Annotated in this window: 18 protein-coding genes and 1 pseudogene; 18 read left to right on the top strand and 1 reads right to left on the bottom strand. The window is 64.5% G+C overall.

Annotated elements, in window-relative coordinates:
- Positions 1-617: pseudogene (locus tag V5A19_RS12270) on the bottom strand (hypothetical protein); the annotation flags it as partial.
- Between the two features lie 272 nt (positions 618-889).
- Here V5A19_RS12270 and V5A19_RS12275 point away from each other — a divergent pair.
- The 18 genes from V5A19_RS12275 to V5A19_RS12360 all read left to right on the top strand — a co-directional run bounded on the left by V5A19_RS12275 (position 890) and on the right by V5A19_RS12360 (position 14,159).
- A complete protein-coding gene (locus V5A19_RS12275; protein ID WP_332319517.1) occupies positions 890-1,144 on the top strand; it encodes a BolA family protein in 255 nt (84 codons plus the stop codon).
- Between the two features lie 82 nt (positions 1,145-1,226).
- Positions 1,227-1,538, top strand: coding sequence for a Grx4 family monothiol glutaredoxin (grxD, locus tag V5A19_RS12280; RefSeq protein WP_332319516.1), 312 nt, complete (start codon positions 1,227-1,229; stop codon positions 1,536-1,538).
- 145 nt (positions 1,539-1,683) lie between these two features.
- On the top strand, positions 1,684-2,940 hold the full coding sequence (gene murA, locus V5A19_RS12285; protein WP_332319515.1) for a UDP-N-acetylglucosamine 1-carboxyvinyltransferase: 1,257 nt from the start codon (positions 1,684-1,686) through the stop codon (positions 2,938-2,940).
- A 317-nt stretch (positions 2,941-3,257) separates the two neighbouring features.
- Complete coding sequence (gene hisG / locus V5A19_RS12290) at positions 3,258-3,920, top strand: ATP phosphoribosyltransferase (protein ID WP_332319514.1); 663 nt, start codon at positions 3,258-3,260, stop codon at positions 3,918-3,920.
- Positions 3,921-3,936: 16 nt separating this feature from the next.
- The gene (hisD, locus tag V5A19_RS12295; RefSeq protein WP_443081454.1) at positions 3,937-5,256 is read left to right on the top strand and encodes a histidinol dehydrogenase; all 1,320 of its coding nucleotides are present in this window, start codon (positions 3,937-3,939) and stop codon (positions 5,254-5,256) included.
- Positions 5,253-5,846, top strand: a complete 594-nt coding sequence (gene hisB / locus V5A19_RS12300; RefSeq protein WP_332319513.1) for an imidazoleglycerol-phosphate dehydratase HisB — start codon at positions 5,253-5,255, stop codon at positions 5,844-5,846. Before hisD ends, hisB begins: the two co-directional genes overlap by 4 nt.
- A 3-nt stretch (positions 5,847-5,849) precedes the next feature.
- A complete protein-coding gene (gene hisH, locus V5A19_RS12305; protein ID WP_332319512.1) occupies positions 5,850-6,494 on the top strand; it encodes an imidazole glycerol phosphate synthase subunit HisH in 645 nt (214 codons plus the stop codon).
- A 99-nt stretch (positions 6,495-6,593) separates the two neighbouring features.
- Entirely contained in the window at positions 6,594-7,331 is a 738-nt protein-coding gene (gene hisA / locus V5A19_RS12310; RefSeq protein WP_332319511.1) for a 1-(5-phosphoribosyl)-5-[(5-phosphoribosylamino)methylideneamino]imidazole-4-carboxamide isomerase, read from the top strand.
- Entirely contained in the window at positions 7,321-8,079 is a 759-nt protein-coding gene (gene hisF / locus V5A19_RS12315) for an imidazole glycerol phosphate synthase subunit HisF (protein ID WP_332319510.1), read from the top strand. Before hisA ends, hisF begins: the two co-directional genes overlap by 11 nt.
- Entirely contained in the window at positions 8,076-8,471 is a 396-nt protein-coding gene (hisI, locus tag V5A19_RS12320) for a phosphoribosyl-AMP cyclohydrolase (protein ID WP_332319509.1), read from the top strand. Before hisF ends, hisI begins: the two co-directional genes overlap by 4 nt.
- Positions 8,468-8,791, top strand: coding sequence for a phosphoribosyl-ATP diphosphatase (locus V5A19_RS12325; protein ID WP_332319508.1), 324 nt, complete (start codon positions 8,468-8,470; stop codon positions 8,789-8,791). The genes hisI and V5A19_RS12325 overlap by 4 nt, the downstream gene beginning before the upstream one ends.
- Before the next feature lie 29 nt (positions 8,792-8,820).
- Positions 8,821-9,072 carry a twin-arginine translocase TatA/TatE family subunit gene (gene tatA, locus V5A19_RS12330; protein ID WP_332319507.1) on the top strand — a complete coding sequence of 84 codons (252 nt, stop codon included), beginning with the start codon at positions 8,821-8,823 and terminating at the stop codon, positions 9,070-9,072.
- 69 nt (positions 9,073-9,141) lie between these two features.
- Entirely contained in the window at positions 9,142-9,627 is a 486-nt protein-coding gene (tatB, locus tag V5A19_RS12335) for a Sec-independent protein translocase protein TatB (protein ID WP_332319506.1), read from the top strand.
- Positions 9,620-10,384: a twin-arginine translocase subunit TatC gene (tatC, locus tag V5A19_RS12340; RefSeq protein WP_332319505.1), complete on the top strand. Its 765-nt coding sequence runs from the start codon at positions 9,620-9,622 to the stop codon at positions 10,382-10,384. The genes tatB and tatC overlap by 8 nt, the downstream gene beginning before the upstream one ends.
- Positions 10,385-10,532: 148 nt before the next feature.
- Positions 10,533-11,294, top strand: a complete 762-nt coding sequence (locus tag V5A19_RS12345; protein ID WP_332319504.1) for a Nif3-like dinuclear metal center hexameric protein — start codon at positions 10,533-10,535, stop codon at positions 11,292-11,294.
- A gap of 326 nt (positions 11,295-11,620) precedes the next feature.
- Entirely contained in the window at positions 11,621-12,208 is a 588-nt protein-coding gene (petA, locus tag V5A19_RS12350; protein WP_332319503.1) for a ubiquinol-cytochrome c reductase iron-sulfur subunit, read from the top strand.
- 54 nt (positions 12,209-12,262) lie between these two features.
- Complete coding sequence (locus V5A19_RS12355) at positions 12,263-13,429, top strand: cytochrome b (RefSeq protein ID WP_443081455.1); 1,167 nt, start codon at positions 12,263-12,265, stop codon at positions 13,427-13,429.
- Positions 13,430-13,529: 100 nt separating this feature from the next.
- On the top strand, positions 13,530-14,159 hold the full coding sequence (locus tag V5A19_RS12360) for a cytochrome c1 (RefSeq protein ID WP_332319501.1): 630 nt from the start codon (positions 13,530-13,532) through the stop codon (positions 14,157-14,159).
- Positions 14,160-14,254: the final 95 nt, after the last annotated feature.

Below are 14,254 nucleotides of genomic sequence, written 5' to 3' on the forward strand. Positions count from 1 at the left end.
CGGTACTCCAGGGTGTCGGTCAGGTTGCCGTACAGCCCCACGCCGTTCTCGCGGCTGGTGGTGGGGATGATCTGGCGCTCCACCGTGGGCCGGATGTTGCCGAAGTAGGTGGTGGGCTCGTGGACCTCGTTGATGAAGCCCATGGGCGTGAGCATCAGGCCGGCGCGTACGTTGGCGGCGTCGTGCAGGAGGAAGTCCAGGTAGGCGAACTCCAGGAATACCTCGTCCACATGCTCGAACTCGATCTCGGTGTTGAGCAGGATCCAGTCGTTGAAGCGGTAGCCGAAGTAGAAGATCTGGCGGTAGAAGTCGGTGCGGTCGGCGCCGTCGATGGAGGAGCTGCGGTAGTAGCCCTCACCGTAGCCGCCGATGGACAGGCCCTGGTCCACGGAGTAGATCTTGGCGCCGGCCGGACCCACGCCGCGGGCGGGCTGGTAGTCGTACTCCTCGGCGACCAGGCCCTCGCGGCGGCTGCCCTCGACCTCCTGGGAGAGGATGTCGACCTTCTTCTCCAGCTCCTCGAGGCGCTGCTCGGCGTCGCCCTCCTGGGCTTGGGCCGGAGTGGCCAGGCCGGCGGCGAGCACCGCGGTGGCCAACGGGCGCGTGATTGACTGCATAGGGCGCACCTCCAATGCGGTTTAAACGAATGGGAACGATTATCAACTTCGAAAGCGAACCGTACCGGCGGTGGGTGGGCGTGTCAATACAAATGGGAACGATTTTTATTTCCGAATTAGGGGCCGGTAATATACGCTTTTCCCGCAGGGATCGGATCGGGTAGGATGGACACCTAAACCCGACCCTTTTGGTGGGAGACTCTACCCCCGTCCCGGAGCCCGGGCACCGGCCGGGAGGCGGGGGTACCGGCAATGAAGGCAGGAAGCGCGCAATGGATGTGGAAACCGTCAAGAGCCAGATTCAGGCCGACATGCCCGACGCCGAGGTCAATGTCCAGGGGGATGGAAAGCACTTCCAGGCCCTGGTGGTTTCCTCGGAATTCGAGGGCATGCCCAAAGTCAAACAACACCGGAGGGTCTACGCCTGCTTCGGCGAGGAGCTCGGCGCCGAGCTCCACGCCCTGGAGCTCAAGACCTTCACCCCTGAGCAGTATCAGGCCATGGTCGAGGCCAACAATCCCAGCTAGCAGGGCCGCGTGCCCGGTGGCTGAATCCCGCCGGCTAACCGCTAGCCCTGCCGGACTGGTTCCGGAAGGAGGTTTTTAGCTAATGGATGAAGCCGTCAGCAGCAAGATCGAGGAAACCGTCAACAACAACCGGATCGTCCTTTTCATGAAGGGCAGCAAGGACTTCCCGCAGTGCGGGTTCTCCGGTCGTTCGGTGCAGATCCTCCAGAACCTGGGGGTGGACTTCGAGGACGTCAACGTCCTCGAGGATAACCAGGTCCGCGAGGGCATCAAGGAGTTCTCCGACTGGCCGACCATCCCCCAGCTCTATGTCGACGGCGAGTTCGTCGGGGGCAGCGACATCATGCTGGAGATGTACCAGAACGGCGAGCTGGAGAGCGTAGTCAAGGGCTGAGGCGCAGCCTTCCGAGCCTTTCTTCGGCCGCCCTACGGGGCGGCCGAGTTCGTTAGTTCGGGTCCCGGGCCGCTATGGCTGCGCCGGCAGCCGGTGTGGTTTAATTGGCCCTTTATTGATCACCGGCTCAGGGGCGAGGAGGTACTTGGACAAGATCATCCTACGGGGGGGCAATCGGCTGGAGGGCGAGGTCCGGATCAGCGGCGCCAAAAACGCGGCGCTGCCGCTTCTGGCGGCCTCGCTACTGGCCGAAAATCCCATGTACTTCACCAACGTCCCCCACCTGCGGGATGTCACCACCACCATCGAGCTGCTCGGGCAGCTGGGTGCTCGGGTCATTATCGGTGAGCGCATGAGCGTCGAGGTGGATGCCACCGATATCACTTCGCTGCGCGCCCCCTACGAGCTGGTCAAGACCATGCGGGCCTCCATCCTGGTGCTGGGACCGCTTCTGGCCCGGTACGGCGAGGCCGAGGTAAGCCTGCCCGGTGGCTGCGCTATCGGCACCCGGCCGGTGAACCTCCACCTCAAGGGTCTGGAGGCCATGGGCGCCGAGATCGAGGTGGAGGAGGGCTACATCAAGGCGCGCGCACCGCGCCTCAAGGGCACCCGGTTCTTCTTTGACCAGGCTTCGGTGACCGGCACCGAGAATCTGATGATGGCCGCCACCATGGCGGAAGGCGTCACGGTCCTGGAGAATGCGGCGCGCGAACCGGAGGTCTCGGACCTGGCCGAGTGCCTCAACCGCATGGGGGCCAGCATCTCCGGCATCGGCACCGACGAGCTGGTGATCGAGGGGGTGGACCGGCTGGACGGTGTGGAGCACGCCATCCTGCCCGACCGCATCGAGGCCGGCACTTACATTGCGGCCGCCGCCGTCACCCGCGGCGACGTCACCCTGCAGGGCGCGCGTCCCGGCCACGTGGAGGCGGTGATCGACAAGCTGCGCGAGATGGGCGCCGAGATCACCCTGGGCGGCGACTGGATCCGGGCGCGCATGGACCGGCGGCCTATCGCGGCTAACTTGCGAACTCAGCCCTATCCGGGCTTTCCCACGGATATGCAGGCCCAGCTCATGGTGCTGGATGTGCTCGCCGCTGGCGGTGCCACAGTGACCGAAACGGTGTTCGAGAATCGTTTCATGCACGTCCAGGAGCTCCAGCGCATGGGGGCGGAGATCGAGCTCTCCGGCAATACCGCCTTCGTGCGCGGCGTTGGGGGTCTTACAGGCGCCCCGGTCATGGCCACCGACCTGCGCGCCTCGGCTTCCCTGGTTCTGGCCGGTCTGGTGGCCGAGGGCGAATCGGCGGTTGAGCGCATCTACCACATTGACCGTGGCTACGAGCGCATCGAGGAGAAGCTCGCCCTGCTCGGCGCCGACGTGCGGCGGGTGCCGGCGTAGCTTTTCCGAAGGAAAAGCGAGTTTTAAATAGTCAAGTAATTAAGTTTGAAGTAGTTAAGTATTAAGTATTACGTGGCTATCCGGTTTGGTCAGGAAGCAGGCCGGAATTCAAACTCGATGCCTGTGGGAGCGGCCATTGGCCGCGACAGGAAGTGCTTCTGAAACCAGTCGGGGCTGGTAGCCCCTCCCACCAGCACAATTTCTGAGTAAGGCGGATAGGCAGTAAGTTTTGAGCAGGCAAGCCCCGTAGCCCGGGCCTCGCCGTTACAGCTTAACTACTTAATACTTAATTACTTAACACTGGTTTCGGAAGACCCATGCTCGACTCGAAGCTGACTATCGCCCTGTCCAAGGGCCGCATTCTGGAGGAGACCCTGCCCCTGCTGGAGGAGGTCGGGATCCGGCCGGCGGAAGACCCGGAGGCCTCCCGCCGGCTGGTGGTGGCCACCAACCGCCCCGGGGTGGAGCTGATCATCGTGCGGGCCACCGATGTGCCCACCTATGTCGAGTTTGGTGCCGCCGATCTCGGCGTGGCCGGACGGGACGTGGTGCTGGAATCCGGGGCCGACCTCTATGAGCCGGTGGATTTAGGCATCGGCCGCTGCCGCATGGTGGTGGCCGAGCCCGAGGGACTGGCGGCGAATGACGATCCGACCCGCTGGGACCGCGTGCGCATCGCCACCAAATACCCCCGGATCACCGAGAGCTTCTTCGCCGAGCAGGGCGTTCAGACCCAGATTATCAAGCTCTACGGGTCCATGGAGCTTGCGCCGCTGGTGGGGCTGGCCGACCGCATCGTGGACCTGGTCAGCAGCGGACGCACCCTCAAGGAGAACGGGCTGGTGGAAGTGGAGGACCTGTTTGAGATCTCCAGCCGTCTGGTGGTCAACAAGGCGGCCCTGAAGCTTAAGCACCCCCTGGTTTCCGATCTCATCGACAGCCTGGCCGGCGCCGTGGGCGGCCAGGCGGCAGCCGGCTAAGGACAGGAGCGCCGCAATGCCCATGCGCCGACTGAACAGCTCGGACAAGCGCTTCGACGAGGAGCTCGACGCCCTGCTCGCCTGGGAAGAGGGCGACGATCGCGAGCTGGAGGAAACAGTGCGCGCCATCCTCGACCGCGTGCGCGCCGAGGGTGATGCCGCAGTGCTCGCCTACACCCACAAGTTCGACCGCGTCGAGAACACCACCATGGCCTCGCTGGCCATCTCGCGCGACCGCATGGAGGCGGCCCTGGAGCGCATACCGGGCGACCAGCGTGAGGCGTTGGAGTCAGCGGCTGCCCGTATCCGCGAGTTCCACCAGCGCCAGAAGGAGAAGGACTGGTCCTACACCGACGAGTCCGGGACCCTGCTGGGCCAGAAGGTGACACCGCTGGACCGTGTTGGTGTCTACATCCCCGGCGGCACGGCGGCCTATCCCTCCACCGTTCTGATGAACACCATCCCGGCCAAGGTGGCCGGGGTGGGCGAAGTGGTTATGGCCGTGCCCAGCCCCGGCGGCGAGCTCCACGACCTGGTGCTGGCCGCGGCCGCGGTGGCCGGGGTGGACGTGGCCTTCACCGTGGGCGGCGCGCAGGCGGTGGGCGCGCTCGCCTTCGGCACCGAGTCGGTGCCGCCGGTGGATAAGATCGTGGGCCCCGGCAACCGCTACGTGGCCACCGCCAAGCGGCTGGTTTTCGGCCGCGTCGGTATCGACATGATCGCCGGCCCCAGCGAGATCGCAGTAATCAGCGACGGCACCCCCGACCCCGACTGGCTGGCCATGGATCTGCTGTCCCAGGCAGAGCACGACGAGGACGCCCAGGCCATCCTGGTCAGCCCCGACGCCGGCCACATGGACCAGGTTCTGGCCAGCCTGCGCAGCCTGCTGGAGACCCTCAATCGCGCCGAGATCGCCCGCCGCTCCCTGGAGAACCGCGGCGCCATGATCCACGTCCAGGATCTGGCCGAGGCGGCGCGGGTGACCGACCGCATCGCCCCGGAGCACCTGGAGCTGGCGGTGGCCGATCCCCAATCGCTGGTGGCGGATATCAGCCATGCCGGGGCCATCTTCCTGGGCCGGCATACCGCCGAGGTCATGGGCGATTATGTGGCCGGTCCCAACCACGTTCTGCCTACCGAGGGCACAGCGCGCTTCAGCTCGCCGCTGGGGGTGTACGATTTCCAGAAGCGCTCCAGCCTCATCGGCTGCAGCCCCGAGTCGGCGCGCGAGCTGGGTCATCACGCCGCGGTCCTGGCCCGCGCCGAGGGCCTCACCGCCCATGCCCAATCGGCCGAGTACCGGGTCCGGGCGGATAACAAGGAAGGCAAGCAATGACCGGGCGCAGCGCCGAGATCCACCGCACCACCGCCGAAACCGACATCCGGGTCCACCTGGAGCTCGATGGCAGTGGCCACGCGGACAACGGTACCGGTGTTCCCTTCCTGGACCACATGCTGGACCAGATTGCCCGCCACGGCGGCTTTGACCTGACCGTGGCCGCCACCGGCGACCTGGCCATCGATGCCCACCACACCGTGGAGGACGTGGGCATCACCTTCGGCCAGGCGCTGGCCCAGGCGGTGGGCGACAAGCGCGGTATCTACCGCTACGGCCACGCCTACTGCCCGCTGGACGAGGCCTTGTCGCGGGCGGTGGTGGACCTATCCGGCCGGCCCGGCCTGGAATACCACCTGCGCTTCGAGCGCGGGTGGATCGGCGATTTCGACGTGGACCTGATCAAGGAGTTCTTCGGCGGGCTGGTGAACCATGCCGCCCTGACCGTGCACCTGGACAACCTGCGGGGGGGCAACGCCCACCACATCAGCGAGTCCGCCTTCAAGGCCTTCGGCCGCGCCCTGCGCTTCGCCGTGGCCGCGGACCCCACCGCCGGGAGCCAGGTGCCGTCCACCAAGGGAAGTCTGTAACCCATGAGCAATCGCACCGCCGTGATCGACTACGGCATGGGTAACCTTCGCTCGGTGGCCAAGGCCCTGGAGCACGTGGGCGGTGACGTTGCCACCGTCACTGAGCCCCAGCAGGTGCGCGCCGCCGACCGGGTGGTTTTCCCCGGGGTGGGGGCCATCCAGGACTGCCTGGCGGCCCTGGACCAACAGGGACTGCGCGAGGCGGTGGTGGCGGCGGCGCGGACCAAGCCCTTCTTAGGGATCTGTCTGGGCATGCAGGCCCTCATGGAGACCTCGCTGGAATACGGCGAGCACGACGCCCTGGGCCTGCTTCCCGGGCAGGTGGTGCCGTTCCCGGCCGAAGCCATGGTGGATAACGCTGGTCACCGCCTGAAGGTTCCCCACATGGGCTGGAACCGCGTCCATTTCATGGAATCCGAGCATCCCATGTGGGCCGGCATTAAAGACGGCAGCCACTTCTATTTCGTGCACTCCTACATCGTCGAGCCTGCCGGCCCCGATATCATCGCCGCGGCCACGGTGCACGGCATCCAGTTCACCTCGGCAGTGGCCAGCGAGAACCTGTTCGCCGTGCAATTCCACCCCGAGAAGAGTTCGGACCGTGGGCTTCAGGTACTGGCCAACTTCGTTGCCTGGGACCCGGCGTGACAAGGAACCCGACAAGGTTTGGGTCCAAGCTCGGGGCGTCTGCTGGGCCGTCACACCCCTTCCTTCACGCCTTACTCCTCACTCATTGAGGGTGGTATCTTGCTTTTGATCCCGGCCATCGATCTAAAGGACGGCGCCTGCGTCCGGCTGCGCCAGGGGGATATGGCCGAATCCACGGTCTATTCCGAGGATCCCGCCGCCACCGCTCGCCGCTGGCTGGATGCCGGTGCCCGGCGATTGCACATCGTCGACCTAAACGGCGCCCTCAAGGGCCGCCCGGTGAACGATGCCGCCATCCGCGCCATCACCGAAGAGGCTGGCGACGTGCCGGTGCAGCTCGGTGGCGGTATCCGCGATCTGGCTACCATCGAGGCCCACCTGGACGCCGGCGTCCAATTCGTCATCCTAGGCACCGGCGCGGTGAACGCCCCGGACTTCGCACGCCAAGCCGCCAGGGAGTTCCCCGGCCACATCATGGTTGGGCTGGACGCCCGTGATGGCAAGGTGGCGGTAGAGGGCTGGTCCCAGGTCACCGATCACGACGTTACCGAGCTGGCGGCCCGGTTCGAGGACCTGGGGGTGGAGGCTATTGTCTACACCGACATCGGCCGTGACGGCATGCTAACCGGCCCCAACGTGGCGGCCACCCGGGCGCTGGCCCGGGCCCTGGGCATTCCGGTGATCGCTTCCGGCGGCATTCACAGCCTCGACGACATCCGGGCCCTCAAGACCATCGAGGCCGACGGCGTCACCGGCGCCATCACCGGCCGCGCCATCTACGAGGGCACCCTGGACTTCGCCGAGGCCAACCAAGTGGCGACCGACGATGCTGGCTAAACGGGTCATTCCCTGTCTGGACGTGGACGCCGGGCGCGTGGTCAAGGGCGTGCGCTTTACCGAGATTCGCGATGCCGGTGACCCGGTGGAGGTCGCCCGGCGCTACGACGAAGCCGGCGCCGACGAGGTGGTGTTCCTGGACATCACCGCCAGCCATGAGGGTCGCGACACTATTGTCGAGGTGGTGGAGCAGGTGGCGGCCCAGACCTTCATCCCCCTCACAGTGGGCGGCGGCGTGCGCACCGGCGACGACGTGCGCCGGCTGCTGCGGGCCGGGGCGGACAAGGTGGCCATCAACACCGCGGCGGTGAAGGATCCGGAGGTCGTCAGCGAGGCCGCCCGACGCTTCGGCTCTCAGTGCATCGTGGTGGCCATCGACGCCAAGTCGGTGGGGGATCACGAATGGCACGTGTTCACCCATGGAGGCCGCACCGATACCGGCATCGACGCCCTGCAATGGGCGCGCGAGGTGACCGAGCGCGGCGCCGGCGAGATACTGCTCACCAGCATGGACCGCGACGGCACCAAGGACGGCTTTGACTTGGCCCTGACCCAGGCAGTGAGCGATGCGGTCCCGGTTCCCGTGATTGCCTCGGGCGGGGTGGGCAACCTTATCCACCTCGTGGAAGGCATTCGCGACGGCGGCGCCGACGCGGTGCTCGCCGCCTCCATCTTCCACTTCGGCGAATTCACCATCGCCGAGGCCAAGCAGGCCCTGTTCGAGGCTGACATCGAGGTACGCCAATGAGCTCTGACAATTCCGGCGAAATCTGGCTGGAACAGGTAAAATGGGATCATGACGGGTTAGTGGTGGCCATCGTCCAGGAGGCTGATACCGGCGAGGTACTGATGCAGGCGTATATGAACCGCGATGCCCTGGCTGCAACGGCCCGCGAAGGCTACGCGACCTTCTGGTCTCGCTCGCGGTCCAAGCTGTGGCGCAAGGGCGAGTCTTCTGGCCACCTGCAGGACGTGGCCGAAATTCGGCTGGATTGCGACAATGACGCTGTCCTGCTGCGCGTGCGCCAAACTGGCCCCGCTTGCCACACCGATCGGCGCAATTGCTTCTTCCAGCGCTTGGAGGGCGACGCCTGGGTCGAGGTGGCGCCGGCGCCCGACTGCCACGAGATGCAGGGATGAGCGGCGACGTTCTGAACCAGGTGGCGCAGGTGCTGGAGGCGCGCAAGGGCGCCCCGGCCGACAGCTCCTACGTTGCCTCGCTGTACGCCGAGGGGCGCAACAAGATCCTGCAGAAGGTTGGCGAGGAGGCCACGGAGGTGCTGTTGGCCGCCAAGGACGGTGGCCGCGATGCGGTAGTTTCGGAAACTGCGGACCTGTGGTTCCACAGCCTGATCATGCTGGCCGAGCAAGGCCTCGGCCCCGACGACGTGCTGGCCGAGCTGGAGCGCCGGATGGGTACCTCCGGCCATGCCGAAAAGGCCGCGCGTAACCCCGACTGATCTGTACCACGACCCGAAGGAAGTAGGCCATGTTTGGTGGATTCGGCGTTCCCGAGCTGTTGATCGTGCTTTTGATCGTGCTGGTGTTCTTCGGTGCCGGCAAGTTGCCGGAGATCGGCAGTGCCCTTGGCAAGGGCATCCGCGGCTTCAAGAAGTCCGTGGACGAGGGTGGGCCCGAAGAGGAGGGCGAGAGCCAGGCCAAGCCCGATACCCTGGAGCACAGCCAGGGCGAGACCATCGAGGGCAGCACCGTCGAGCAAAAGGACCAGGAAAAAAAGTAACCGGCCCCATCTCTCTTCGCGCCGCGTCCTGGTGACGCGGCTCCGTTCCCGTCCGGAGCCTCCGCTTCCATGTTCGATATCGGCTTCATCGAGATGCTGGTGGTCGGCCTCATCCTCCTGCTGGTGGTGGGGCCCGAGCGCCTTCCCGAGGTGGCCCGGACCGTGGGCGGTTGGGTCCACCAGGCCAAGCAGTACCTGGACTCCATGAAATCGGAGCTGGATCAGGACCTGAACTTTAGCGAGCTGGACCGCCAGACCCGGCAGGCCACCGAGACCAACCGTTCGTTGGATAGCTCCGGCGGGGATTCGGGCAAAAAATCGGGGGCAAATCGGCGCGAGACCGAGGTCGAAGCGGATACCTCCAACGAGGCCGCCGAAATCCCGGCCGGTACCGGCGAGGAACAGGCTGAAACCGACAGCGATGAGCCGCCGGAGGCGTTAGAAGCCGAACAGGGTGGCGGTACCTTCCCCGATGTGGAGGAGCAGGCTGCCTCCGACATGGAGCGGGAGTTGGAAGAGGACGACGAGCAGCGGGACGACGACCACCGTGGCTGAATCCGGCGAGCAGCAATCCGAAACCCTGCTCGGCCACCTCATGGAGCTCAAGAGCCGACTCACCCGGGCCATGGGGGCGGTCCTGGTGGGAGCGGCGATAGCCTACCCGTTCAAGGAGCGCGTCTTCGCCTTCCTGATCGAGCCCATGACCCGGGTGCTTCCGGAAAAATCCTCGTTCATCTTCACCAATCCGGCCGAGGCGTTCTTCACCTACCTCAAGATCACCCTGCTGGCCGGTTTCCTGCTGGCCGTGCCGGTGGTGCTTTACCAGTTCTGGGCGTTCGTGGCCCCGGGACTGTACCGGTCCGAGCGTCGGGTGTTCTTTCCGGTGTTGCTGCTGTCGGTGTTTTTGTTCTTCCTCGGTGCCGCCTTCAGCTTCTTCCTGGTCTTCCCTCTGGCCTTCAAGTTCCTGGTGGGCTTCGCCACCGACGACATCATGGCCATGCCCACCATGAAGGAGTATCTGGGCTTTTCCATCACCCTTCTTCTGGCATTCGGCGCCTCCTTTCAGGTCCCCATTGTCTGCATGGCCCTGGTCCGGCTGGGCGCGGTGACGGTCCAGGGCCTGCGCGCCAAGCGCCGCTACGTGTTCGCCGGCGGCTTCATCCTGGCCGCTCTGATCACCCCCCCGGATGTGATCTCCCAGATACTGCTGGGCTTCCCCATTTGGCTCCTGTTCGAGCTTGGCATTATCCTGTCCACCCGCATCAAGACCCGCTCCGCCGAGGACGAAGAGGCCGTAGAGGGCGAGTCGTAAAAGGGGGAACAAGTGGGGTAAGTAGTAAGTAGTTAAGGCATAAATCGGGTAGGCGGGTAGATCGCCGCTTCGGGGCAGGGACCGATGCCTGCGCTGTTAACTTAATTACTTAATACTTAACTACTTAAAACTCTGAGGTGCTCCCGCCATGGCAGTGGATCGCGACGAGCTGGTGGCCTACTGCAACGACTACCTGGCCGTTGATGCCGTCGGGGATTTCACCGTGAACGGCCTCCAGGTAGCGGGGTGCACCCCAGTTTCCACGATCGTCTCCGGCGTGACCGCCTGCCAGGCCCTGCTCGACGAGGCGGTCGCCGGGGGCGCGGATCTGGTGCTGGTCCATCACGGTTATTTCTGGAAAGGCGAGGATCCCGCGCTGGTGGGCATGAAGGGGCGCCGCGTCCGGACCCTGATGCAGGCAGGCATGTCGCTGTTGGCCTACCACTTGCCCCTGGACCGCCACCCCGAAGTGGGTAACAACGCCGGGCTCGCCCGGGTGCTGGGGGTGGAGCCGGCCGAGCCATTCGGCGAGCTCGAGGGGGCTGCCGTCGGCCTGGGAGGCCACCTTGCCGCCGCCACCGAGCCCCGGTCCTTCGTGGCCGGGGTAGACGAGTCCCTGGGGACCCGGTCCTTGCATGTGGCGGGTCCGCAGACAACGGTTCGCCGCATCGCTCTGTGCAGCGGCGGGGCTCCGGACTTGGTTGCGGACGCTGCCCAAGCCGGCTACGACCTTTACCTGACCGGGGAGTCCAACGAGCGTGCTACCCATATGGCGCGGGAGATGGGCATCCACTTCGTAGCCGCAGGTCACCACGCCACCGAACGCCTGGGTGTCGCTGCGCTGGGCAGCCACCTGGCCGAGCGCTACGGGCTATGGCATCGTTTTGTTGATATCCCCAACCCTGCCTAAAGCGCGGTCTTCGGAGAATAATCAATTTCTTTTATGCAGGCCCAGAATCGGCTGGCCTTGACCCGTCCCCTTGCATCGCCGAACCTATGGCGGCTGATTGGCCGCTTCCGGATGCATTCTGCCCCGACTTGATCGGTGACGCCCATTTCACGCCGGGTGCGCTGTTGCCAAAAGAGCAGCGATTTCCGTGGATGTCGGCTTTAATCCCGGAGCGCGTAAGGCGAATCCGGCGCCGCCCTTGCGGATTCCCCTGGTAGGGCAGCGCAGTTCCCGCAAAGCCTTGGTGCGTTCCCGGAGTAGATGCCTTTCCCGTCCCAGGAGGAGCTATGAGTACGGACAGTGTAAACCCCAACCGGCGGCGGATCTTGAATTGGACCGCCGGCGTGGTGGGTGCGGTAGGCGTCGGCTACGCCGCTGTCCCCTTCATCCGGAGCATGTCCCCGAGTGCTGCGGTGCAGGCCAAGGCCACCAAGACCGTCGATCTGACCAAGATCGAGCCCGGACAGCGCATCACCGTCAGCTGGCAGGGCAAGCCGGTGTGGATCGTCCGGCGAACGCCCGAGATGCTGGAGACCCTGGAGGATCCAGCGGTCGTGGATCAGCTCAAGGATCCCGACTCCAGCGCCTCGGAGCAGCCCGACTTCGCGGCAAACCCCCACCGCTCCCGCGAGCCCGAGTGGCTGGTCATGGTCGCCATCTGTACCCACCTGGGCTGCATCCCCAGCTACAATCCCGAGCCGGGCGGGGATTTCTGGTCTGCCAAGTGGGAGGGCGGCTTCTTCTGTCCGTGCCACGGCTCCGGCTACGATTTCTCCGGCCGGGTGATGGCGGGAAGCCCCGCCCCGCGCAATATGGCGGTACCCTTCTACGAATTCCTTTCCGATAGCGAACTCCGCATCGGTAAGCCGGCTTAAAAGGGAGCTACCGTGAACCGATTCATCGACTGGGTGGACGCTCGCTATCCCTTAATGCGGAACCTGCGCGAGCACCTCACCGAGTACTACGCGCCCAAGAACTTCAACTTATTCTATTTTTTCGGGTCCTTCGCGCTGTTGGTGCTGGTGGTGCAGATCGTGTCCGGCATCTGGCTGACCATGCACTACAAGCCGGATGCCGGCATGGCCTTCGACTCCATCGAGCACATCATGCGCGATGTGAACTACGGCTGGCTAATCCGGTACATGCACACCACCGGGGCCTCGCTGTTCTTCATCGTGATCTATCTGCACATGTTCCGCGCCCTCATTTACGGCTCCTTCAAGGGGCCCCGCGAGCTGGTGTGGCTGGTGGGCATGGTGATCTACCTGGCGCTCATGGCCGAGGCCTTCATGGGCTACGTGCTGCCCTGGGGGCAGATGTCCTACTGGGGCGCCCAGGTGATCGTTAACCTGTTCACCGCCGTTCCCTACGTGGGGCCGGATCTGGCCGAATGGATCCGTGGCGGTTTCTCCATTTCCGACCCGACCCTGAACCGCTTCTTCGCCTTCCACGTGGTGGCCTTGCCCATCGTGCTGATCCTGCTGGTGGCCGTGCACCTGATCGCCCTGCACGAGGTGGGATCCAACAATCCCGACGGCGTGGATATCAAGAAGAACAAGGATGGCAACGGGATTCCCAAGGACGGCATCCCCTTCCATCCGTACTACACTGTCAAGGACATCTTCGGAGCAGTGGTCTTCCTGGCGGTGGCCACGGTGATCATCTTCTACATGCCCACATTGGGCGGTTACTTTCTGGAGCATGACAACTTCACACCAGCGGATCCTCTAAACACCCCCGACCACATCAAACCGGTATGGTACTTCGGCACCTTCTACGCCATCCTGCGCGCGGTGCCCAACCAGGATATGGGTGTTCTCCTGATGGTCCTCGCCATCGCGCTGCTGTTCTTGCTGCCCTGGCTGGACCGTTCCAAGGTCAAGTCTGCGCGCTATCGCCCGATCTACAAGCAGATGGTGATCCTTTTCGCTATCAGCTTCGTGGTCCTGATGTGGTTAGGCGGGAAGCCGGCCACGGCGACCTACACCATGTTCGCGCAGATCTTCACGGGGATCTATTTCGCCTTCTTCATCGCGCTGCCGTTCGTATCGAAATGGGAAAAGCCGAAGCCGGTCCCGGAACGGGTGACCAAATAGGGGTGACGCACTCATGAGGAATTGGATCGCAATAATCGTTATGAGCCTTGTTGCCCTACCGGGGGTCGCCCTGGGTGCCGGCGGCGAGGCGGCGATGCATATGGAACCGAAGCTTGACAAGGAATCCCTGAGCAAAGGGGCCAAGACCTTTGCCCAGAACTGCATGGGCTGCCATTCGGCAAAGTATTTCCGCTACAGCAATTTGCAGGAGGACCTCGGCATGACCAAGAGCGGTGTCGAGGACGAGCTCATGCAGGGCACCGTCAATATCAACGACAAAATGAAATCGGCCATGACCGGGGAGCAGGCCGAGGCCTGGTTCGGCGCGCCCGCTCCGGACCTGTCCCTGGTTACCCGGGTGCGGGGCGCGGACTGGGTGTACTCCTACCTGCTGGCCTTCTACCGGGCGGATACCGCCACCGGCTGGGACAACCACGTGTTTGCCCAGGTAAGCATGCCCAATGTGCTTTATCACCTCACCGACGACGCGCCGGGTTATTACGACGAGCTTTCCCAGGCCCACGTCGGCGAGGACGGCCACGTGGAATACCCGGAGGTCCCCGAGCAGCTGGATACCAAGGTCCAGAACCTGGTTTCCTTCTTGAAGTACGCCGCGGATCCCTCGATCCTGGCCCGCCAGAGCATGGGCCCCTGGGTTCTGCTTTTCCTGGTTGTCCTGGGTGTCCTAACCTATCTGGTCAAGAAGGAATACTGGCGGGATATCCACTGAACCCGGTGCCCGCCATGTAAAAAGGCCCCGGTCCCTGGCCCGGGGCCTTTTTTTTGGTTCTTCGCGGAACTCCGGGAATCGGCTTCTTGGTTTGA

Origin of the sequence: Thiohalorhabdus sp. (assembly GCF_036628635.1) — a bacterium.
In the GTDB taxonomy this organism is placed as follows: domain Bacteria; phylum Pseudomonadota; class Gammaproteobacteria; order Thiohalorhabdales; family Thiohalorhabdaceae; genus Thiohalorhabdus.